The organism is Phaeodactylibacter sp., assembly GCF_022763345.1.
Lineage (GTDB): Bacteria > Bacteroidota > Bacteroidia > Chitinophagales > Saprospiraceae > Phaeodactylibacter.
In genome coordinates this window covers 20,617-43,789 of the sequence record NZ_JALEGS010000018.1, presented here as the reverse complement: position 1 = coordinate 43,789, position 23,173 = coordinate 20,617, and the positions used below count along the sequence as shown (strand labels likewise).

At 48.8% G+C, this 23,173-nt stretch carries 12 protein-coding genes; 10 read left to right on the top strand and 2 right to left on the bottom strand.

What is annotated here, in order from left to right:
- Positions 1-18: 18 nt before the first annotated feature.
- Positions 19-3,090: a TonB-dependent receptor gene (locus MRY86_RS04350; protein ID WP_293567279.1), complete on the bottom strand. Its 3,072-nt coding sequence runs from the start codon at positions 3,088-3,090 to the stop codon at positions 19-21.
- 551 nt (positions 3,091-3,641) lie between these two features.
- On the opposite strand from MRY86_RS04350, the gene MRY86_RS04345 reads away from it, so the two are divergent.
- The 3 genes from MRY86_RS04345 to MRY86_RS04335 all read left to right on the top strand — a co-directional run bounded on the left by MRY86_RS04345 (position 3,642) and on the right by MRY86_RS04335 (position 9,959).
- Complete coding sequence (locus tag MRY86_RS04345) at positions 3,642-4,937, top strand: hypothetical protein (RefSeq protein ID WP_293567278.1); 1,296 nt, start codon at positions 3,642-3,644, stop codon at positions 4,935-4,937.
- Positions 4,938-5,130: 193 nt separating this feature from the next.
- A complete protein-coding gene (locus MRY86_RS04340; protein ID WP_293567277.1) occupies positions 5,131-9,144 on the top strand; it encodes an ATP-binding protein in 4,014 nt (1,337 codons plus the stop codon).
- A 356-nt stretch (positions 9,145-9,500) separates the two neighbouring features.
- Positions 9,501-9,959, top strand: coding sequence for a hypothetical protein (locus MRY86_RS04335; RefSeq protein ID WP_293567276.1), 459 nt, complete (start codon positions 9,501-9,503; stop codon positions 9,957-9,959).
- Between the two features lie 574 nt (positions 9,960-10,533).
- On the opposite strand, the gene MRY86_RS04330 is transcribed toward MRY86_RS04335, so the two are convergent.
- Positions 10,534-11,979 carry a hypothetical protein gene (locus MRY86_RS04330; RefSeq protein ID WP_293567275.1) on the bottom strand — a complete coding sequence of 482 codons (1,446 nt, stop codon included), beginning with the start codon at positions 11,977-11,979 and terminating at the stop codon, positions 10,534-10,536.
- Between the two features lie 223 nt (positions 11,980-12,202).
- Here MRY86_RS04330 and MRY86_RS04325 point away from each other — a divergent pair, with 223 nt between their 5' ends.
- The 7 genes from MRY86_RS04325 (at position 12,203) to MRY86_RS04295 (ending at position 23,142) form a co-directional block, all read left to right on the top strand.
- Positions 12,203-12,508, top strand: coding sequence for a hypothetical protein (locus MRY86_RS04325; RefSeq protein ID WP_293567274.1), 306 nt, complete (start codon positions 12,203-12,205; stop codon positions 12,506-12,508).
- A gap of 210 nt (positions 12,509-12,718) precedes the next feature.
- Positions 12,719-13,732 (top strand): hypothetical protein, encoded by a 1,014-nt coding sequence (locus MRY86_RS04320; protein ID WP_293567273.1) that lies wholly within the window; start codon positions 12,719-12,721, stop codon positions 13,730-13,732.
- Between the two features lie 178 nt (positions 13,733-13,910).
- Positions 13,911-14,696 (top strand): pentapeptide repeat-containing protein, encoded by a 786-nt coding sequence (locus MRY86_RS04315; protein ID WP_293567272.1) that lies wholly within the window; start codon positions 13,911-13,913, stop codon positions 14,694-14,696.
- Positions 14,697-14,741: 45 nt separating this feature from the next.
- Positions 14,742-19,562, top strand: a complete 4,821-nt coding sequence (locus MRY86_RS04310; protein WP_293567271.1) for a hypothetical protein — start codon at positions 14,742-14,744, stop codon at positions 19,560-19,562.
- A gap of 21 nt (positions 19,563-19,583) precedes the next feature.
- Entirely contained in the window at positions 19,584-21,482 is a 1,899-nt protein-coding gene (locus MRY86_RS04305; RefSeq protein WP_293567270.1) for a hypothetical protein, read from the top strand.
- Positions 21,483-21,617: 135 nt separating this feature from the next.
- On the top strand, positions 21,618-21,809 hold the full coding sequence (locus MRY86_RS04300) for a hypothetical protein (protein ID WP_293567269.1): 192 nt from the start codon (positions 21,618-21,620) through the stop codon (positions 21,807-21,809).
- Between the two features lie 100 nt (positions 21,810-21,909).
- On the top strand, positions 21,910-23,142 hold the full coding sequence (locus MRY86_RS04295) for a hypothetical protein (protein WP_293567268.1): 1,233 nt from the start codon (positions 21,910-21,912) through the stop codon (positions 23,140-23,142).
- The last annotated feature ends 31 nt before the right edge of the window (positions 23,143-23,173 follow it).

The following is a 23,173-nucleotide window of genomic DNA, read 5'->3' as shown; positions in this document are numbered from 1 at the left end:
AAAGTTGAATACGGCTGATTAGAAAGTGATATCCAGGCCTACCAGGAAGGTCCTTGCTGAGGGGTAAGCAAACCGGTCGATACCAAAGGTCTGAATACCGCCGGCGACACTGCCTGCGTTCACTTCCGGATCAAAACCAGAGTAGTTGGTGATCAGCAGCAGGTTCTGCCCGGTCAGGGACAGGCGTGCCCGCTGAATGGCGTTTCCAATGCCCAGCCGCTGTGTATTCAGGTTGTACCCCAGCGTGAGGTTGTTCAACCGGAGGAAGTCGCCGTCTTCCAGGAAGCGGGTGGATACTTCGTTGAAGTTGGTGATCTCCTCTTCCGGGAACTCTACGGCAAAGTCGGTGGTGTTGGAAGATACCGCCAGCTTGCCTTTGATGAAGCTGCTCATAGCAGTGTGGTTGTACACCTTGTTGCCGGCAGCACCGTTGAAGTTCACGCCGAGGTCGAAATTCTTGTAGTTCAGGTTCAGGTAGAAACCGTACAGGGTGTTCGGCAGTGCAGACCCGACCACCGTCCGGTCATCATCCAGAATAGCACCATCGCCATTGGTATCTACGAAGCGGTTGAGCCCGTCTTCACCGATACCGTCGAAGGTTTGCATATAGAAAGCACCGATGGGCTCTCCGTTAATGTAGCCATTGATGGTGGCGCCCGTTTGCCCGGCACCGGAAGCCGTACCTGTTACGAGCACGGAGAATGGAGAATCGATGATTTCATTATCGATCAAAGAGATATTGCCACCGATGTTCCAGCGGAATTCCTTTGTCGGGTCGCTGCCCAGGTCCAGCGACAGCTCAAAGCCGCTGTTGCGGATCTCCATGTTGGGGATGTTGGTCCAGAAGGTAGCCGTTGGCTGAATCGGGTCAGCCGGTGAGATTTCAAGCAAGATGTTGTCTGACACCTTGTTGAAGTAGTCGAGGGTACCGGTCAAGCGGTAGTCAAACAAGGCGAAGTCCAGGCCAACGTTGGTCTGCGTAGACACTTCCCACTGAATATTTGGGTTGGCCAGGCGGGTGAAGGTAACCCCAAACGGATATTGATCCAGGGTGAGCTGATCGGGCTCCAGCGGATAAGTGTTGTTGGAAGCGCCACCGCTCTGAGACCGGGATTCATTAAAACTCTCCTGGGTGATTTTTGAAGGGATTTCCTGGTTACCGGTCTGTCCCCAGCTGGCTCTCAGCTTCAGGTTATCGAAAGCCGTATTGGAGAAGAAGTCTTCCCTTGTGATGTTCCAGCCCACCGCCAGAGAGGGGAAGTAGCCGTACTTGTTGTTGCCGCCAAACTTTGAAGAGCCGTCTGCTCTCATGGTACCGGTAAACAAGTATTTGCCGTCGAAGCTGTAGTTAACCCTTCCGAAGAAGGACTGCAGCTCATTTTCTTCAGCGGCCGCATTCACGGTCGTTCTCAGGTCGTCCGGGCTCGTGTGGTCCTGGTAAACGGGGTCGATGCCGTTGTCCACAAACCGCTCAAAGGACGTAGACCGGGAAGTAACGAATAGGTTCTGGTAAGAATGGCCTGCGAGTATATTGAAGCTGCTTCTGCCGGCTTCAAACTGGTACGTCAGGGTGTTTTCCACCAGCTGGTTTTCGTTTTCCACTTCAATGGAGTTCAGGGAGCCTTCAAAGCCTGCCAGAGGCGCGTAGGGTTTCCACTGCACGTTTCTGGAAGTGGTGGAATAATCCACACCGAAGTTCAGCTTATAAGTCAGCCCTTTGACGATTTCAAGAGACGGAGCGATATTAGCCAGGATCCGGTTGTTGATGGAATTGTCGGAATAGATGTCATTGCGTACCAGCGGGTTCAGGCGGTTTTCGTCCAGCAGGCGGGGGTTGCCATTTTCGTCTCGGGCAGGTAGGGTGGGGTTGAACTCCAGCATGTCGACCAGTGTGGAAGAGATGTTGGGGCGCAGGTTCTTGGTATGCGCAGCGGTGAGGTTCAAATCGATGCTGAGGCGGCCGCCCAGCCCTTTCTGCGTTACGTTAAGCTTGCCAGAGTAGCGCTCCAGATTGCTGTTTTGCAGGATACCCTCCTGGTCCTGGTAACCCAGGGAAGCGTAATAGGAAAAGCGCTCATTCGCCGCTCCGTTTACCGACAGGTTGACGTTGTTGGAAATTCCGGTCTGCGTCAGCTCATCCTGCCAGTCCGTGTTACCGCCAAAGTCTTCCAGCCGGCCGCCGATAGCTGTGACCTGCTGCCGGAACTCATCTGCACCAAAGACCGGAAGCTTGCGGGCGATGGTGGAGACTGCTCTGGACGTGGAAAGGGTGGTTTCGGCTTTGCCTTCCTGCCCTTTCTTAGTCGTAATTACGATAACACCGTTGGAAGCCCGGGCACCGTAGATGGCTGCTGCCGAAGCGTCCTTCAGGACATCGATGCTTGCGATATCATTCGGGTTGATGAAGTTCAGCGGGTTGTTGGCCACACCGGTACCGGAGTTGTCCAGTACGAAACCGTCGATTACGTAAAGCGGCGTTGTACCCGAGCGCAAACTGCCAATACCCCGGATGATCACATTTTGGGCTGCACCCGGCTCACCGCTCACATTAGAAACGTTGACACCGGCTACTTTGCCTTGGAGCAACTGGCCGGGGTTAGTTACTACGCCCCGGTTGAATTCTTCAGAGTCCACCCCGCCAATAGCGCCGGTGACATCTGATTTCTTCTGCGTACCGTAGGCAACTACGACAACATCGTCCAGTTGAGTAGCATTGGGCTTCAGCTGTAGCTGAATGTTGGATAGCCCGGCTACGGAAACTTCTTCTGTAATGTAGCCGATGTAGGAAATGATAAGCACCGCATCATCATCTACCTGAATGGTAAACTTACCGTCCACATCGGTAACGGTACCGGTAACGGCACCTTTGACTTGTACGGTTGCGCCAACGAGGGGTTCCCCTGATTCATCTGTAACCAGGCCGGAAATGGGCCGGGCTTCAGTGACGGAAGCGGTTGATTCGGCAAGGTAAGCCTCCCTGCCTTTCGGTTGTACACCAGTTTCAATGTTGCCTGGTGCAGCAACGGCTTGCAGGAAGCTCCCGCAAATGAGTAAGCCTGGAATAAAGGCTTTTAGTCGCATAAATCTCATGGACTGTATGGTTTTAAGTTAATAAAAGTGAGTGTCGGCAGCGGCACTTTTCCGGCTGCAACGTAGACGATCAGGGCACCGCAAGGCATTTGCAGTGCATTTCTTATTGGGACAGGCTATTTGGGGGCTTACGGGTACACGGCGATCTTGTCACATTAGTTCAGCACCAATGCTACCAGGAGACCGGCGCAGCAAACCACGCCGGAAGCAGTGCCGTGAAGGCCCGACTTAGATCAGGAAAATTGTTGTTGTGTAACCTGCTGTGCATACAGGGTATACTTCCCGGCAGGGTAACTAGCGAATTGATACCCAAAGGTAGATACCAATTGTTAAGTGAAATGGGCTGTGGTGTTAAGAGGAGATTAAGAGTGGGCTGGCCTCATTTAAATCTAAAAAGTTAGCACAACGCTTCCGAAGTGTTCTCTTCGAGTTACAGCATTTTGTCAAATCAACAACTAAACCCGTTTAGTTGTTAAACTTAATAAGAAATCTTAATAACTTACAGCACAGGACAATTTGATTCAAGCACCAAAACCACCTTACTTTCAATCATGCACGACAACAGAACCGCAGAAACTACCCACATTTTCAAAATCTTTGGCAGAGCTTACCCAAAACCCAACTTCCTTATAGCACTGCTTTGCCTTGCGTTCGTTATTCCCTCCGTATTGCCGGGGCAATCTCAGGACCGTCTTAAGCTCTTCATAGACTGCAACTGCGACCGTAACTATCTGGTGCAGGAAATCACCTATCTGGACCACGTGCGCGATCAGGGTCAGGCCAATATTCAGTTGTTTATTTTTGATATCTGGACCGGTGCAGGTGGCCGCTCTTTTACCCTCAACTTCAAAGGTCAGGGGGCATTTGAGGGGTTGGAGCATGAACTCAAGTTCGAGTCTAACCCCAATATGACCAATTCAGAGGTCCGGGATGGATTACTGAAAACGGTGAATCAAGGGTTGCTCCATTATTTAATCAATTCTGAGCTGGCCAGTCATATCGATTTTTCGGTTAACGTACCAGACGGGGCGGATACCTCAGGTGCTGTGGAAGAAGAAGCCCCTTGGGATTATTGGATTTTTGAAGTTGCGGGCAACGGTCGGCTTTACAAGGAATCTACCCGTGAAGAATTTAGCGTGGACTTGGGTGTAGATATAGACCGGGTTACGGATGCCTGGCGGGTGCGGATTGACGGGCAGATTAGCCACGCTGAAAACCAGTTTGAGAGCGATGATGAAATACTGGTTAGTGTTCGAAAATGGAAGTTTCTGTCGGGTAGTATTGTTAAAAGTATCACTGATCACTGGTCTACCGGCGTGTTTAGCGGAATACGCCAAAGTACCTTCAACAATATCGCGCAGGCGTATAGCTTTCATCCTGCCGTGGAATATAATATCTTCCCTTACGAGGAGGTTCTGCGCCGGGAAATCACTTTTGCCTACCGGATTGGCTTTCAGCATCAGCAGTATTTTGAGCGTACGGTTTTCGGGCAGATAGAGGAAAACCTGTTGAACCACTCTCTGGATATTCAGCTGCGCTTCCGTCAGCCCTGGGGCGATATTTTTACCACTTTGCAGGCCTCTTCTTTCCTGCACGACATGTCCAAAAACCGGGTAGAGTTCGACAACTGGATAGCCGTACGGCTGTACGAAGGGCTGGCGCTTCGGTTGTCTGCTAATTTCGACCTGGTCAGCGATCAGATCAATCTGCCACAGGGCGACACTTCAGTAGAGGACATCCTGCTGCAGCAGCGGCAGATCGCGACGGACTTTGCAGCAAGCACCGGACTGGGGCTGAGCTATACCTTCGGGTCTACACTTAATAATATTGTGAATACGCGCTTGTAAAGCCATGTTGCAGCCTGACAACCAAAGATATGCCTGGCTTTGGGTGTGTAAACCGGTGATTGCAGTGCCAATTCAGACGCTATCCTGACGGGCTGAAAGGGATGTTTCAGAAAGACTTTTGTAATTTGTGGCTCCTTATCATGGTCACCCTGTCCCCCCTGGACAAATAGATAAGGGAACACAACAGACCGCAATGATCCGTAAAGGCTTATTCCTTTTGCTGCTTCTCCCGCTTTGGGCATCCACCCAAACGGCCGATTTCCGGTTTTACACCACAGCTGATGGGTTGTCCGGAAGCCTTACGCATGGAGTAACACAGGATGAGCGGGGCTTTTTATGGATACTGAATGATTACAAGCTGCACCGGTTTGACGGGCGCAACTTTGTAGTGTATACGCCTCCTGCTGAAACCTCCGGGAAAAGGGATGAGTTGGTTGCTCTGTACCGTTTACAGGATTCCCTGCTGTTACTACTCAGCCATTCCCGCCTTTATTTGTTCGAGCCCAATAGTGGAGTATGGCAGTCTTTCCCTGCTCCGAGGCTGGAAGGCCGTAAAACGGTTTTAAAGAATTCCTACCCGCTCGAAAACGGAGACTACGGGGTTGTGCTGTATTCAGAGGACGAACAGGTACTGGATGTCTACACATTCAACGGGCAGCAGTTTGGTAAGCGGCTTCATAAAAATATACCCTTTCCACCTGGCAAATATTTCGCACTGCTTCCGGATGGTCAGTTATTGCTCTATCAGCGTACCATCGAAAGGTACCTGCCGGATCGGGCAAAGGAGCCGGACACTCTTCAGCGACTCTCTGCCGAAGGGGAAGTATTTATGCATATTGCCCGGGCAGAAAATGGAGACCTAGTTGCCCTGAAGTCAACACCGGAGGCGTACCTCGTATTCAATTTGAATCTGGAAACAGAGAGAGCAACCCCTCACCCCGTCACCCGACATCTGCGCCACTACGATCCTTACCTTACTGCTGGGCGGCCTCTTTCGGATGGAAGCCTCTGGCTTTGCGGACCTGACCGGACCTTAGCCTATTATGATGCGGCAGAGGATACCCTGATCGACTTCAGCGCTGCCCTGAAAAAGAGATTGCCTAATGTTAATGATGTCCTATTTCCATTCATAGACAACACCGGTACCGTATGGGTAATGACCCGCCTGGGCCTTTTGAGGGTGTCCCTTCCCGAACAAGCTTTTGATCAATACCTGAGTGAGCCATTGGGGGCATGCAATGGATTTTGCAGTTTTCGGGGAATGGCGGAAAGCCCGGATGGTGATTTATTTGCTGCTTATTACCACGGTATTGCCCGCATCAATCCGGGGCGACAAAAAGTAACGGCTCTTTTCTCTCCCGACGATTACCGTCTTCCACTGCCCTCTGATTTACATGCAGATGAGCACGGGCTTTGGCTAAATCACGGCCAGCTTATGAACCCGGAAACGGAAGTGATTCGTGCAGTTCCGGGAGCCAGGAATACCTTTCAGGAAGAAGGGCTGTTCGCGAAAGGGAAAGAGGGGCCGCTGTGGTGGGTCCTCGAGCACGAGCTTTTTTATTTGGATAGCTTTAACGGACAATTAAGATGGGAAAAAGTATTGGAACTGCCCAAAAAAGGCGAGTATGTAACGGAAGCCATACAGGTAGGGCGGTGGAGTGGAGCGGTGTTCATCAGCAATAATGGGCAGCTACTGCACTACAAACCGGATACTCAGCAACAAAAATGGTACAGCCCTGGCAACAAAGGTTTTGCCGTTGCTCATATTTTTGCCATTGAGGAAACAGCGCCTGGGCTGCTCTGGCTGGCTACCGATGCCGGCTTGCTGAGCCTGCAGCTGGAAAGCGGTGCTGTAAAGCGTTTCACCACAGCTGACGGGCTGGCTAATAACTATGTCTGCGGGATGCTGTCTGAGGGGGATTCAGCACTTTGGCTAAGTACCAATCACGGCTTATCCCGTTTTCGAATTGCTGATGAATCCTTTATGAGTTTCTTTGAAGAGGATGGGCTATCGCATAATGAGTTCAACCGGAAGTCTTATTTCAAAGCAAAGGACGGGCGTATGTACTTTGGTGGTTTGCAGGGGATTACTGCTTTCTATCCCGAAGAACTGCTGCTCAGCCAGCAACAGCGCAATGAAACGGCTGGGGTTGTCCTGAATGCCTTCGAGTACGTGGACGAACAAAAGGATACGACCATCAGGCGATATAACTTTGGGCAGGAGCCCGCCATCCACCTGCGCTACTGGCATCGTTCCTTCACCTTTGAGTACGCCCTCACGGACTACCGCAACCCGGAGGAGGTAACCTACAGCTACCGGATGGAAGGGTACGAAGAGCACTGGTCTGCGCCTTCCAAATTCAGCTTTACCCGGTTCAGCAGCCTGCCGGCGGGAGAATATACCTTTCGGGTAAAGGCCCGGGACAGCCACGGGCAGTGGCACCCTAATCAACTGGCTGTTCAGGTCATTGTGCACGCGCCCTGGTGGGCAACCTGGTGGGCCTACCTATTGTATGCCCTTATCATAGCGGCCGCACTTTACTATCTCCGGCACAACGAGCTCAGGAAACAAGCCTTACAGACTAAACTCATGCTCGAAAAAGTCGAGGCGGACAAGCTCAAAGAGCTGGATAGCTTCAAAAGCCGCCTCTATACGAACCTGACGCATGAGTTTCGTACCCCGCTGACCGTCATACTTGGGATGGCAAGCCAGATCAAAAAGTCTCCTAAAGCGGATATGGATAAGGGACTTGCACTTATTGAAAATAATGGCCGGAGTCTGTTGAAGCTGGTTAATCAGCTGCTCGATTTGTCCAGGCTGGAAAGTGGCGGCCTGAAGCTCAAGCCTCAACAGAGCGATATTGTGCCGTACCTCCGCTACCTGGTGGAGTCCTTTCAGACGTATGCTAACAGTCATAATCTGTCTCTACTCTTTTTTACCAATCTGGAGGTCAAAGTGATGGATTATGATCCGGAGCAACTCAAGCAGGTCGTTACGAACTTGATTTCCAATGCGATCAAGTTCACCCCTTCAGGTGGAGAAATTCGTGTAAAAGTAGGGCAACAGGGCCACCAACTGCAAATAGAGGTGGCTGATACCGGGATTGGGATTGCTCCGGAAAAGCTACCGCATATTTTTAATCGTTTTTATCAGGCAGACGATTCTGATACCCGAGCTGGAGAAGGCACTGGGATCGGGCTGGCTCATACCCAGGAACTGGTACGCCTGATGGAAGGGGAAATTGAAGTGGTAAGTCAGCCGGGGGAGGGTACCCGGTTTACTATCTTGCTTCCCGTTCGTAATGAAGCAGGGATGGTTACTCCTGCCCAGCCCCTGACCGGGTCTGCCGTTTTGATGGATGATGTTACGGCGGCCTCCATCCCTGCGCTTACTTCACAGACCGACCAGGAGGGTACAATCCGGCAGCAGCAAAATACAGCACAGCCCGAAGTCCTGATTGTAGAGGACAATCCGGATGTGGTGACTTACCTAAAAAGCTGTCTTGGGCATTTGTACCGCCTGAGTATTGCCTACAATGGCCGCATAGGTATTGAAATGGCTACAAATCAAATCCCGGACCTCGTCATCAGTGATGTGATGATGCCCGAAAAAAACGGCTTCGAGGTATGCGATACGCTGAAAAATGACGACCGTACCAGCCATATCCCCATTATCCTGCTAACCGCAAAGGCTGATGCCGCTTCCAAAATTGCCGGGCTGCGCCGTGGGGCAGATGCCTACCTGGCTAAACCTTTTGACCGGGAAGAACTGCTTTTACGCCTGTCCATGCTTATTGAACGGCAAAAACGGCTGGCCGCTTATTTCTCCGGCCACAAAGCGGATAAATCAGATGAGGCTTTGTCAACACTGGGACCCGAAGCCATAGAGATAGAAGATGCCTTTATTGGCAAAGTGCGCGGTATAATTGAGGCCCACTATGTAGACGAAGATTTTGGTCTGCCGCAGCTATGCCAGAAAGTTGGTATGAGCCGCTCTCAGCTCTATCGCAAACTAAAAGCCCTGACCGGTGCCTCTCCCTCCGAATTCATCCGGAATTACCGGTTGAACAGAGCCAAAGTGCTGTTGGAAACGTCCGATTTAAATATTTCTGAAGTAGCACTGGAAGTCGGCTACAGGAACGTTTCCCATTTTTCCAAATCTTACCAGGAGCTGTTTGGTAACCTTCCTAGTTCAATCAGCAAGTAATTGTTTTACCTGCCTCTTCGTGATGGTTAGCTTTTTTTTGATGAGTAGGGGTAACCTTTGCCGACTGCTGCAAATCAAGCAGCAAACAAAGAACTCATCTAAGGAAAGGTTCTACAAAACTTATCCATCATGAAAACGATTTGGGCACTACTTGATGCAACCAACAATTACTTGTTTATCAGTAGCTTACAATCTTATTTCGATCCGCTGATGCAACGGATTGACGGTTCTTTTTTGACCTGATGCAACGGATTGACGGCTTTTTGAACGCATTTGACTAACGGTAATGGTGAGCCTGCCCTCATCTTTGTCCCATCAGTTTTTTACTTGATCAAAATTTTAAAAAAACATTTACCATGAAAGTATTGAATTTTATTCCCGCTTTAGCACTTCTGCTTTTTGCAGGTTTCTCCCTTTCCAGTTGTGCAAAAGAAGAGGCTGCAGAAGTACTCGTGCCAACTACCCATTTAGAGCTTGGTGATAGGGAACTGCAATTCTCTGAGGGATTCTCCTTACCGGCAGAGGCGCCCAACTGGACGGAAGAGCAGATCGTTGATTATATTAAGTCGGTAAAAAATGGGGAAGTGATTGTAGAAAGAAGCTATGACCATGACGATTATGTTTCGGCGTGCGGCCAATGCGCTGCATTCCATCCTCAATCGTTAAAAATTTGTGTCGGTGGCGACGCGTATGTAGTTATAACTACAAATTTTCTTTATTCCGGTTCTTGTAGTAGCTGTGACCTATCTATGTTATGGAATGTATATAGGTATCCTGAAGGCTCCTCAATCGTCAATTGTACTGTTGGGCCATAATGATTTAGTAGGTCACGCCTAAGACTAGTGGCTCAAGTCATAGATCTCTGATACTTGTGGTGTCAAGAATTTATAGCTTGAGGCACTAGTACACTGTGTAATAGGTAAGTGAGTATTTTGAACGAGGGTATTTTTGCCTTAATCAAGGCGCTGCGGAGCCTCGTAGCCTAAGCTACGAAGGCGAGCACGCAACGAAGAGTGAAGGAAAAAGAGCCCTTCAAAATGTTTAAAAATTTATTACACAGTGTACTAGGATATTCCTTTGGGCTGGCGAAGGATACGGGGCTATAAAATAGTCCAGGCTAGGAGTACCAGAGTCTGCCAGGTTCGTATTCCCCAATCTCGGGTTGGCAGACTATAAAACTCAGTAAATCATATTAGCTAAAAAATTCACAGTTTCCCCATACTTGGAATAGTATTTCATGCCCTAATACTGAGGAAATACCTGCTGTAGCCTCATGGCCTTTCCCAGCCATTTGGCCCCACCACCTAAAACCCCTTTCGTTATGAAACGTACCCCGACCCCACAGTCCTGTATTTACATACCCACTGTTACAGAGGATATTATGGATGGCTAAGCAAGCTGCAGTAGCTTTTCACGCAGCCATTGCCTGGCGACGACGGCGTCTTCTGCTTCCAGCGATTTTTGAAGCTCGGATAGCTTACCGGGCGTCAGTTGCCGGTTGATACTTAGGCGGGATAGTTTGCGGAGGAAAGCCGCCAGATAGAGGTAACCCGCTGCCCGCTGTTCAGTTATTTTGGGATTGCGGCGCAGAAATTTCCGAAAAGCGCTAGCCTCGTGGGTCAGCAGCTCGTAGTAGGTCTCATCCTGCAAAAACAGCTCGAAGAAGCTTCGAAGCGATAGCGACCTGACCCTTAGCTGATACTGCAAGTCAGAGGACTCCACCTGCCGCAGCAAATCATTAGCAGCTGTATATTCGCCTCCGGCAAAGTACCAATAAGCAGTGCCCAGACTCACCGCATCTACCTGCTGATTAGCGGGTAGTTTGGAAGCATATTTAGCTATAAAGTTTTCGATCCAATCCAGTTCCTTCAATACCGAAGCAGTTACTATAATATTTAAAAAGGTCGTTGCTGATATGCGGTCCTCATCGAGGAAGAGTGCTTGGTCCAGCCCAACCTGATAGAGCTGAAACTGCCGCCTTAGGTATTCCTGTTTGCCTTTATTGTACAATTGGATGCTTGTATTGATCAGATAGCGGAGCAGGGCCGACTGATCTTTGGGGTGCAATATGTGAAGATGACGATGGGCAATGTTTTCCAGTTGCTGGTAGGTGCTTTCGTCCTCCGGCTGTGCCATCAGGGCGAGTATGTTCCGGTAAGTCTGAAACACCCGGTCCGTTTTGAATACCGGATGCTGTTCTGCCAGCTCTATGCTTTCTTCCAGCAGGGCAATCTCGTAGGCTTCGGGCAAGATATTTTGCCGGTTGCGCAGTTCAGTGCTGTACCTCATCTTTGATAGCACATAGAACGCATCCAGGTTTTGCATCATAGCTTCCAGCTGATCCGCAGTAAAACGGTAACGAGCGGAGCGGGGGTGAAAGAAGTGGTCGTGCTGCTGTCTCCACTTCGCCAGGTAGTAATGCTCATCGTGGTAGGGGCGCTGCTCCAGCTGCCTGCCCAGTTTCTCATTCTGCTTCACGAATAAATCGTAAGGCCCGCGTTCTCCCAGCTCTTCCTGCAACAGCTGCTGATACAGTAGCCGGTCCCGCTTGAGGCGCTGCCCCACCAGAAATTCCTCCACAAGATTAGATAACCGATGCATTACCAACTGCAAGCGTTGATTATCGTAGGGCTTCCCCGGGAAAAGATGCTCAGATACCACTTCCTTTGAGAGCTTTGGGGAATCGAAAGCAGGGGCGTATTTCCGCATATAGTCAAAAAGCTCCACAATCAGCGGGTTGGAATTGTAATAAGGCGAGCGCACCCACTTGGATAGCCAGCCCAGCTCTTTTGACTTTACAGATCGCAATAATGCGGTCAGCTTACTTTTCTCCATTTGAGTCTTTTTTGAAATATTGGCGATAGCTATTGACCGGCTAAATGCTTTTAAATAAAGGATAATCAAAGATTATGATGTTGAATATCCTCTTTTTTTTGAAATATCATGCTGAATCTGTCCCTAAAAACCAGAATACTCCTCTTTACCTTGGGAGTGATCTTGAAATTACCACAACACCGGCAAAGCTAAGGTCTGAAATACACCCAAAACCTAACCTTACATGAAGGCGGTACAACACATCAAGTGTATTAATAATTCTTGGTTTGTACTGTCCTTTGAGCTGGAGGGGGGAGATTACCAAACACTTTGCAGTGGTGACCTCCCTTTACAAAGCACCTGGCTGTCAGATCTTTCCGAAGCTGGCTTTCCGGAGGGGGCAGAAGTGACGCTACGTGTCAGGGCGGCGATGGGGCAAGAGCGCCTGGCAACAGAAAAACTACAACTTGCCCATAACGGAAGGACGGCAGTTTTCGAGGTAACAGGCACGAGCCTGGACTTCAGTGTAAGAATGATAGAGATCAACTAAACGGATGAATGACCGCCGGAACAGTTCACATCATTTTAGATGGTAAACAGCTATGGACTAGTCACCCCATTTTTATAAGATCAGCTTTGAACTATGGCGTCGGCCTTTTTTCCCCTATTGGGGGATAGTCTACATTGGGAATTAATACTCTATGCCTTAATCAAAAGGAATTAACCAGCAATCATTTTATTCATCAAAACGATAGCGATTATGAAAAATCAGTTTATAAAACCAGGACTTTTACTCATCGGAGCCCTCTTTCTTTTTGCTTCCTTTGTGTATCTAACGAACGAAGAGCCTGCAACATCGGCTGGTAAATCAGAGACTACGGAATTGCAATCACTAATCACAAGCCAGTACTCTCCGGCTCGCGAACGGAGTATGGACAGCAAGGCTAAAGGCCAGGAAGAACAGGATCGGGAGATACTGACTTGTGCCACCATATGCGATAACCTCTTGGAATATGGCAATTATTATTGTAGCTCGCCCTTCAGGCCTGCTCTATGCTTGTGTGACAAGAGATTTAATCCTCCCGCAGAATTTAACGCTATTATATTGTGTCAGAGCCTTGAAATAGGTGCAAGGTCCACAGCGGAAGCCCCACGGAAGGTGGATATTGCCAAACTCATTGACAAACCGATCATTGCATTAGAAAAGCCATACGAAGGCAGTCCCGGGTGCACCGTATCGGCTGGAAAACTTCCGCTGGTCCTGAATCCGACAGGCCAACGGGTGAAAAAGAAAAGCGTAGAGGCTGACCGGGGAGCTGTTCCAGATAAGAATACGAAGCGCAAGACCTCTGCCGTCAAGCTCTGCAAAAAGGACTGCGAGAAGGTTGTGCAGTGGGCTTTTGAACCAGTTGACGAAGAGGACCTGTTACAGGGCCATTACATCCGGTTGACCGGGCAGAAGGAGCAGTACCTGTCTTACGATAAAGATAATGGTCTTACCCTGGTCAATAAAAAAGACAAAATGACCATACCGGAAGAAAAGGCAATGACCTGGCATGTAGGGGCAGGGCAGATTGATGAAGAAGAAGCTATTACCGGTTACCGGATTATTTCTTCCTTTGATTTTACAAAGGGGCTGGTCATTGACAAAAAATCAGGTGCTGTGGCGGTAGAGCAGATCTTTACCCCGGTAATCGAAGATGGCAATATGAAGGGTTACGAATTAGCTCCGGATTACGAATCTGTTTGGACTTTCTCCAACTGTGCCAAATAGAGTGTGACCGAGGAAGCCAGGGGTATCATTTCATCGGGTGATACCCTGGCTCAAGTCTAGTAATCAAAAGTGAAAAGGGTGCTTTTCAGGACTTAATGGCATCACTTAAACACCTAAAACCCGCGATCATAAGCCTACGGTCACCAGAGTGTTTTCACCATTTAAACGATAAAATAATATGGCAAATTCAGAGCATCTTCAACTAGTAAGACAAGGTAGTGCCGCCATCAATGCTTGGCGGGAGAATCGCAATCTAGTCACCCTTCTAGAGCTGAATGGTGCTGATCTGGAGGGCATTGATTTGAAAAATGCTAATCTAGGACGTGCCGACCTCGCTGGGGCAACGCTCACAGGTGCCAACCTGAGTGGCGCTAACCTATCTCATATCGATTTCACCAATGCAAAGCTCAATCGCGCCAACCTCAGCAATGCTATTATTTACGATACAACTTTCACAGGGGCTGACTTAAGTGGTACTACATTTTCCCCACTGCAATTTACCGTACAAGGCGATGCTCAACAGGGTAAAACGACCCTTACCGAGGCATTGGAAAAGCAAAAAAGTGAAGACAGTAAGCGGTTCCTGAAATTTGTGGACATGCCTACTCAGGCTGAGCGTTTAAGCTTGCTTGGCAATACAGCTGGAGCCATAGTGGTCATTGGTGCAGTTGACGGCATCATGAATTATGCCCGGGAAGCCATACAAAAAGCAGGTGAAAAAAAGGTGCAACCCCTTTTCGTATTCTGTAATAAGCTGGATTTGAATGACGATGAAGATGACCTGGAACTGGTCACTATGGATATTGAAAACGTGCTGGAGCAGAACTCCTTGCAACATGTAGATATCAAGAAGGGCTCTGCGCTGCAGGCACTGGATGGCAATGCGGATAGTATAAAGACGATTAAAGAACTGCTAACAGACATAGAACGTAGAGTCGCTTCACACTGGTCTCCCCCCAATTAATGGTAGCGGATCAAAACACCATTGGCTCATCGAAACCTGATTGAAATGCCCAATAATTCCCTTTCTGCCCTGATCCCCATTCACTTGGACGGCTTATACCTCGCAACGGATGCGAAAGTTGCCGGGCCTATGGTTGACTTTTCCAATCTCAGTAACGACGACAGATCCTACCTGGGCGAAAACCTGACCGCTGGTCCCTTTGACGAATCCTATGCCCTGCAGCAAGGTGTCCATCTGCACTGGGCCCTGCCGGACGCACTGACCAAGACGATGAGCTTACCTCTGGTGCAGCAGCATACTTTCCATAATATATTTGGGGTTGCAACCGGAAATGCACTATGGGATAGCCTGATACAGGCCAAATGGCTTAAAGAGGTCATTCCTTCAAAAACAGGAAAGGTAATTGTAGAAACGGAAGCCCGGCGGATACCACCTACGGGCGTCACTCCTGAACAACTCCCCGCGGTAAACGCCCTGCTGGACAACCCGGGCTTTCCCACAGTACCCAACCGATGGCTGGTGTCCCGCTACGCCGCTGATGGAAAAACGATTGAAAAAACGTGGGTGGTGGAAAGTGACTACCTATCGCCACATGTAGATGGCAAAGACGAAAGTCAACTCAAAGAAAACTACACTACCTATCCCCTGCATAATGAGACGGATGCCACAGGCCTACTGAATTACGGCTTCCTGGGCCGCCACTACGAGGCAGGCACCACGCCTCCGGCAGCTACGCCCGGCAACTACCTCCCCACGCCCCTTACAGCGGTAGGCTATGGCGAACCCTCCTTCGCTGCGTTCTATCCGAATTGCCGCAGCGTATTTGGCTTTTACGATACCGAAATGAAAAGCATGAGCGCCGCCCGTGCCTACGGGGTGCTTGGCTTCTTCAGCGACCCCGGCCTGGATTACTACGCCTTGTTCAGGAAGGATTTTCTGGATAACAAACCTACTCCATACGCCAATATCCAATTACTGGAAGCTTTGACGGAAGAATTTCAGTGGTTCTTTCCCATAACAGTTAAACAGAGCGATGTCGGTGCCGATAACTGGAAGCTGATGATGGCCAACGGCTGGCTCACCCTGGATAGCCCAACGGCCACTTCCGGTACCCTAAGCACCGTGCCCCTTAAGCTGGGTAATACACTGGGGCCAGCCAACGAAGCAGCCGAAAAAGCTATCCGGACGAAGCTGGACAGCCTGATTGATCAGCAACTGCCCGCCCAGTCCCTGTACTATGCGCGTGGTACGGTTAACCCTAAGCCCAATACTTTACCTGATCCCTCCAAAATAGGACTGGCGATCGGCAATACCGGGACCGAGGCCATGTCGGCCTTCCTGGCGGAGAAGATATCTACTCAAGAAAAAGGCCTGGTGGAAGACTACCTGGAGGCCCTCCAACTGGAGTCAAGCCTGCAGCATCAGCAGCAAGACCTGGGCCCCAAGTTTGAGGAAGCCCGCCATGCCAAAGGCTTTCAGGCGGTACCCGGTGGGACAATCTGGGTGGTGCGCCCCCAAAATAAGGAGATCAAAAAGGCCGATGCAAAGAAAGCAGCGGAAGAGGTGACCCTGCCCGATAATCTGGCCGATGAGCTCAATGCGCTGAATATTTTGCAGCAGGAGCTGGACCAGACCCACTTTGAGATTGAATCGCTGCAGCAGGAGATTTTTTTGGACTGGTGTACTTTTATTGACAAGAAACACGAAGCTGAAAAGAGTGCATCCGAAAGCAGTGGAAGCCAGGCCGTCAAAGATCCTGATGGAGACTACTCCGATGGCGGTACTGGTGGTGGCTACTCCTCCCAAAATCCGGGTGACAGCTACTCCTCCTCAAATCCGGGTGGTAGCTACTCATCCCAGAACCCTGGTGATAGCTACTCTAATCCAAGCCCTAAAAGAAAGGATGATACGGATACCAATTCCTTACAAAGCCCTCAGCACATTCAGGAGTTCATCGAATGGGAAATCGGTACGGAACTTCAAGCCTTACAGGGCAACCTAAAAAATCTGCAGCAACGAGTAGTCCAGCAACAACAGCAACTAACGTCATCCCTGGAAGCCCTCGGCACCTCAAAAAACTATGTGCTTCAGGCCATTGCCGCCCCTCGTTACTGGCAATCCACAGAGCCTGGTCTGCTGATTACCGGAATACAACCCAGCCCTAAGCACGGCTTTGACGGCCGACTTAGGAATGATGGCATGTTGGCCAGCTACATCACCAAACTGACCCTGTCTGCTGTAGATATAAAAGCCGCGAAAAACAAAGTGGCAGCATTTTCTAAGGAAATCCCAGACACTTTTGGTTTTAACAGCTCAGGTAAAGATTGGCACCCGCTCTTCATGGATTGGGACCTTTCCTTCCAACAACCTCAGCATAAGTACGATGACCAATCGAAGGAAACACAATACCTTAATTCCTATCTGGAGGATAATTATCAGCTCAAGAGCGTTGACTTTACCGATCTCCCCGGTGCTGACTCTTTAGGCAACAGACTTCCTTTTATCAGCCGCGCTGTGCTAACGCCCTCCGGGAGCCTGCTGCCGAAACAGGCGGTAATCAGAAGACTGGTTCCTGAAATCGTAGCAGCTGTCAAAAGGTCTTTAAGCACACCCTCACTTAGTATTGATCAGTTTGCCAGCTGGGTACAAAAGCTCAAGCCGGCAGATCAAGCCCTGGCCCATCAAACGAAAAATATCACTTACCCCCGGATAAGCGACGAACAGCAGATCAGCAACTGGATCAGCGCGCGCCTGGCGGATACCAGCGACGGACAACTGCCGGGAATCTTAAGTTGGTACTGGAAACAAACGGCGGCGGCTGTTAAAGCGGACCCGTTACTTACAGGGGCTCCTGCACCGGATGGGGATACGGGCCAGTTCGTAGCCTGGGCGAAGGAGCATACCCAGTTAAAAACAACCTATTACAACCTTAAAAAAACAGACGAAACCCAACAATATGACTTTTTTCTGCAAAATGACGATGCTTTCATTCCCTGGTTGAAAAAGGAAATCGGCACTGATGCTTTAGATCGCTTTTTCAATGAGATTAAGCAGCCCGCAACGAGCAGTAAAGACCAGTACCTTGGGGAACACTTCAATGCACTGATCAACTGGTATCAGGCCAAAGTGCGGCGTATGCTCCACCTGGTACTCGATTACCAGGCTTATCAGAATCTCTGCCTGCAGCATGGATTGTCCCAGTCCCTGGGTGGATTCAATCAGGCGTTACTTGGCCTTTCTCAATCTTACCAGCTCAATATCGCCAGTCCGCATAAAGAGGTAAAAAGCTTTGCCGACCAGGTGCGTAGCCAGGTAAAAACTAAACACCTGTATAGTCCCATACAAAACGGTGCTTTTTCTCCTATTCGGGCTGGATGTATCACGCTCGATAAAATAAACCTGGTCAATAGTTTTGGACAGTGCTTTCCGCTATTGAACCAGAACGCGCCGCAAAACCCTGCGCTGGTGCGCGCACACTCGATGACGGCCACCGCAGACCCCAAGGCGATCAAGCTGCTGCCAAGATTTGCCCAGCCAACCCGGCTCAATTTCCGCTGGTTATCCGCACATACTGGCCCGCAAACGAAAACGCTGGTCGAGATGAACAGCCACCCTGCCACCAGCCCTGTCTGTGGCTGGCTGTTGCCCAACAACCTGGACAACAGCCTAATGGTATACCAGCAAGACGGTCAGGCACTCGGCTATATCGATGAGGCAGGTCAATGGCAGGTCTTTCCCGGCCTGGAATCTCCCCTGAAACCCGAAGACATTGGCAATCCCCATCTCAGAAAAATGGTACAGCGCCTCCAAAGCGGTTCTATCCCCGATTTTATAAGCGTACTGGATACAGGCCTGGAGAACATTCAGCCTGAGAAAGGGAACCAACACGATGGACTGGCTTTGCTCATGGGGCGCCCCATTGCATTGGTAAGGGCATCTGTCAGCCTGGAGCATAAAGGGAGAGCCCCGGTTGCTCATGACCATGAAAACTTCGGCCTCGACCTGTCTAATTTTCAAACCGCCCAAAAAGCAAATAATGGCAAGGTCGCTGCCGGTTCTTTACCGCGCAATTCCTTCAAGGTTGACCAGGTGAAAATACCGCTTCAACTCGGCGAATACCGGCAGCTCAACGATGGGCTGATCGGCTATTGGGTGGATACCGCCCCACCGGATGCTCTGCCTCAGGGTGCCAAGCCAGATACCTTTTTTGCGCCCCAGAGTTTTGATGTGGAGAAAGGGAAACCATCGGGTAACATCATGACCCACGATGAAAACGGAGGAGTGTTCCTCTTTAATTTGACCCTGGGCCAGCCTCAACCGCTGGAAGTCAGCATGCTCCTTGATCCTAAAGGAAGTGTTCATGCCACTTGCGGCATGCTTCCTGTGAAAGACATCAATATTCCACCAGATCAATACCAGCAAGCCCTATCGAAAATAGAAATCGCATTTCTTACCACACCTATTCTTTCCCTGCCGGGACGCATGCACGTATCCGTACCCAACGAGCCAGGCTATGGTTGGTCGTGGGTGGAAAAAGATGGGAATAGCTGGAAAACCATGGGTACAGTTGGAATCCTGCGAAAATCAGATGTAAAAAATCGATTTGATCAGGAGCTGGATGTAGATCAACTATGGAAAGAATTAATTGACAGTGGCTGGATTAAGAGCTTGGGTACCGATACCGCCCGGGTAGTGCAAATTGATGAGCGGACATCCGCTACCCTGAAAAAGGATTTTCAGGGGTATCAACCCGCGATTGAAGACCTTTTGGAACGCACCCACATCAGTCCCTTCGATGCCACCGCTGCCTTTTCCGGCAGCCCGGAGATCCGGGAAGGCTGGCTTAAACTAAGCAAAACGACTTAACTGAATCAAAATAGACGTACCATGAATAAGATTACTTTTTTTATAGTATTCTTTCTTGCAGCTGCATTTGCCCTAGAGGCACAATGCCCTGATAATGAAAATATTAAAGTGCAATTCCTAGGCGCGCCACAGGTGTTGAACGACTCTGTTTCGGATAACACGCTTACCTTTACTGTACTTAATAAATTAGAGAAAAATCCTTCGGCTCGGAACGGAAATAAGATCACATTTAACAAGGGCACCAAGTTTCACTTTCGGTTCTATATCGATGATCAGCAAGCTGATGCCAATCAATATAACCGGCCGTATGCGCTTACGACCGAGAACTTTTTTCAACGGGGTATCGTCAAGATTACCGGAAGCCCCGGAACATGGAATGCTACAACAACGAAGGTACCTGTAGATGGAACATTAGCAAAATCAGAATTAGGTCAAATCACGCTTGAAGCCAACAAAGACATCCCTTTAGGCCCTCAGGAATACATCACCATCACCATATCAGGGTTAAAGTCTAACCTGCCATCAGGGCCGACTATTGCTAATGTTTTTATCGAACTCACTAACCGGGGTTGTAATAACTTTGGATTGCAAATAGGAGAAATACAGAAATCACCCATCCACATCGGCAAGCAAAAAGTCGGTATCGGCACCAACCAAACCAACGCCGCTAAGCTAAATGTCAATGGTGGCCTGCGGGCAAATGGAGGTGCGCTAAAACCGGGAGAAAACAACAACGCGGGCTATGCCTTCAGAAATGGCGACGGCAGCACAGGCATCGCCAGCCGGAAGGACGGGCAAGTGGGGGTGTATGCGAATGGGAAGGAGGTGGCCTCGTTTGAGGAGGGGCAGACCACGGTAAACGGAGGCGTATGGATCAAGGAACCCTCAAAAAAGCAAAGCTATTTTGTGTCCCAGATTGAGCCCAATAAAGCCTACGCTATTTTTTCGAATCCCGCCAAAAATATCGCTACGGTCAAAACCGATATGGCTTCATTATATCAATTCAAAATGGGTGAGGCAATAGGGACGGATAGGCAGTTTAAGCTTATCCCTGCAGGCAATGGCTTTTACAGCCTGCAAAAGGTTAGTAACAGGTATTATCTCACCTACGATACACAAGCTAAATGCATTCGGACTTCTCCCTCCTCAGTTGGTGATAACGCTTTATTCAAACCTGTGCCAAGCGGTGATGGCAATTTTGCTCTTGAGATCAAAAGCTTACCCGGTAGTGTCGTCTTCCAGGATATGAATTTAACACCTGGGCCCAAACAAAGAGCGCCCTATCTGTTCAGCCTGCTTGATGTCGAGCAATACGAGCAAGCTCAGGAGCCTGCGTCTTATATTACGCTAGGCGAAAAAGGTAAATACCAGATCAGCGAGGGCGCCAACTCCCTGGAAATCAATGCCAATCCCAGCACTTCAATAGCATTTACCAACGGCAGCACCAATAACCTGACGATCGAAAGCAATACCGGAAATACGAACATTAGGGGACAAGCCACCATCGGTGGCGGCGCCAACATCAATGGAAGTACAGAGGTGCGTCAAAACCTGAACGTAGGAGGTACAATCCAGGTCAAAAACACAGCTCCCATTGTTTATAAAAGAATATTTGTTACTGGCGGAAGCGGAAGTGGCCGCACTAATTTAAGTATGTACGTGGATACCGGTATCCCCCACAAGGATTACGTGGGTATGGTTGGAGGTTTCAATATTAATGGATACGATCCGCTTAATAACGGTCGTGGAAATATGAGAATATCCATTCCGAATGAACTCTTTTCTGCTAATCAAAAAAACCTCTATTTGCAAATTGAATTCGGTACAGACCAGCCAATCAGTTCTCTCGAAGTCCATACTTTTTTCTATCGCAAGGAGATGGTGGATATGCAGGATCAGATAATTACAAATTTCAAATAGCTATAAATTATTTGCTAAACCCTGATAAAGGCTGACCAGCCGCGGGTAGATAATGTAAGGAGCCAGCTTTTTTATCAGCTATTTGGAAGATCGGCTACCCAACCCGTACCTCTTCATTCTACAAAAAAGGAACTCATGGCAACCTCATTTCTTAAGAAACGCTTCGACGCCACTAAGCTTCCGGCCTTAAAACAGCAGGCCTATAAGCAATTGATCGCCGTTCCCGCTTTTAAAAAAGAGTATGCTGCTGACAGCCGGAAGCAGGACTTTTTGGCAAAGGGGGGGGGTCGAAGCAGGGCGTATTATGACAATGACTCCCTCTATTGAGGTTAACTACCTGCTGGTAAGGAGATAAGCCCAGGGCGGCTCAAAACAACAGCCCGCCCTGGCAGATATAGGCTTTTTTTAATTCTTAATCCGTTTTGTTATGCCGAAACCACCTGTGAGAGTTGTGATTTATGCACCGCCAACTGTTCGATATTACGAACAAGAAGATGAAGCATTTGGGCCCTTTTTAGATGATGTCCTATTAAATGAAAAGCGTCAACCTATTCAAGGTGATATTACTCAGAGATTAAACTATTTGATTAGCCTGATAAAGCGAGCAAATGGTGAATTGGGTATGGACGGCCCCGAGGTTTTAAAGTTATTTATCGCTCCGGAATGGTTTTTTCGAAGAAAAGGCGACCCCTACTCGCTAAATAAAGAAGTGAAACCTATGCTACAATCACTTTTGCAACAAAGCAAGACCCCAGCTTTGAAATCTTGGTTGATACTGCCCGGGAGTATTGTATGGGGAAAAAAGACAGGGGAAAAATGGACAATTTACAATTTGGCACCGGCGGTACATAATGGCCAATTATTAAGCCTTGTGCACAAGAGTGATGAGGGAATGGATATACCGCGGGGACAAAAAAACAGGTATAGCTGGGGGATTTATGATATGGCAACCAACCTCCCACCCACTGCTGAGCGAGAAAAAGAAGCTATCAAGATTTCTAAAGAAGTTTTTACTCTCTTGGGGCGAAAGCCAAAAAGTCTACTAAAAAATTGTCAGGGCTTTTTCAACTGTCAGGGTATTGATTTCGCACTAAATATTTGTGCTGACCAACAGGGAAGATTAAAATACAATGTTACCGAAGAAGTTGAGAAAGCCTGCAAGAAAAGACTAGGATTAGAATTAAGCAATATTAAAAAAGAACAAGGTGAGATTGTAAAAGAGAAAGATGTTTTGTTAAATGAGGGTTTAAAAAACTCCATAATTGATCTATTTGATGAAAAGTTTGCTGATGTGCAACTTTTGGTTTCTTGTGGCGCAACTTTCGATGCAAACTCAACGGTTGCAAAAAGAGGAGGCTATTTAATTCAAAGTGATGGAAAAGGCGAACCTGAAAGTGACTTGCAAAAAAAAATGTTAGGCGCCAGTGTACGACAAATTCCTGGTCTAAAACTCTCGTATAAAAATATCGCCAAAGGAGGGCAATTTATAGAGATACCCAATGTCAATAGTTCGAATGTTGATTCTATTCAACCAAAACGCGTATTTCCAGACGGTTCGACTGATCCATTTACCCGAATTTTCATCTTTGACGAACTCCTAGATCTCAACCCCGCCCCAGTTGCCGCTACACTGCAAAGTACCTTCACCAACGTCCAATAAGCCAACTGATGAATGAATTCCAGATCAAAAA

Coding starts and splice junctions, on each gene's coding strand:
- MRY86_RS04350 (WP_293567279.1), bottom strand. CDS start 3,090: ATGAGATTTATGCGACTAAAAGCCTTTATTCCAGGCTTACTCATTTGC.
- MRY86_RS04345 (WP_293567278.1), top strand. CDS start 3,642: ATGCACGACAACAGAACCGCAGAAACTACCCACATTTTCAAAATCTTT.
- MRY86_RS04340 (WP_293567277.1), top strand. CDS start 5,131: ATGATCCGTAAAGGCTTATTCCTTTTGCTGCTTCTCCCGCTTTGGGCA.
- MRY86_RS04335 (WP_293567276.1), top strand. CDS start 9,501: ATGAAAGTATTGAATTTTATTCCCGCTTTAGCACTTCTGCTTTTTGCA.
- MRY86_RS04330 (WP_293567275.1), bottom strand. CDS start 11,979: ATGGAGAAAAGTAAGCTGACCGCATTATTGCGATCTGTAAAGTCAAAA.
- MRY86_RS04325 (WP_293567274.1), top strand. CDS start 12,203: ATGAAGGCGGTACAACACATCAAGTGTATTAATAATTCTTGGTTTGTA.
- MRY86_RS04320 (WP_293567273.1), top strand. CDS start 12,719: ATGAAAAATCAGTTTATAAAACCAGGACTTTTACTCATCGGAGCCCTC.
- MRY86_RS04315 (WP_293567272.1), top strand. CDS start 13,911: ATGGCAAATTCAGAGCATCTTCAACTAGTAAGACAAGGTAGTGCCGCC.
- MRY86_RS04310 (WP_293567271.1), top strand. CDS start 14,742: ATGCCCAATAATTCCCTTTCTGCCCTGATCCCCATTCACTTGGACGGC.
- MRY86_RS04305 (WP_293567270.1), top strand. CDS start 19,584: ATGAATAAGATTACTTTTTTTATAGTATTCTTTCTTGCAGCTGCATTT.
- MRY86_RS04300 (WP_293567269.1), top strand. CDS start 21,618: ATGGCAACCTCATTTCTTAAGAAACGCTTCGACGCCACTAAGCTTCCG.
- MRY86_RS04295 (WP_293567268.1), top strand. CDS start 21,910: ATGCCGAAACCACCTGTGAGAGTTGTGATTTATGCACCGCCAACTGTT.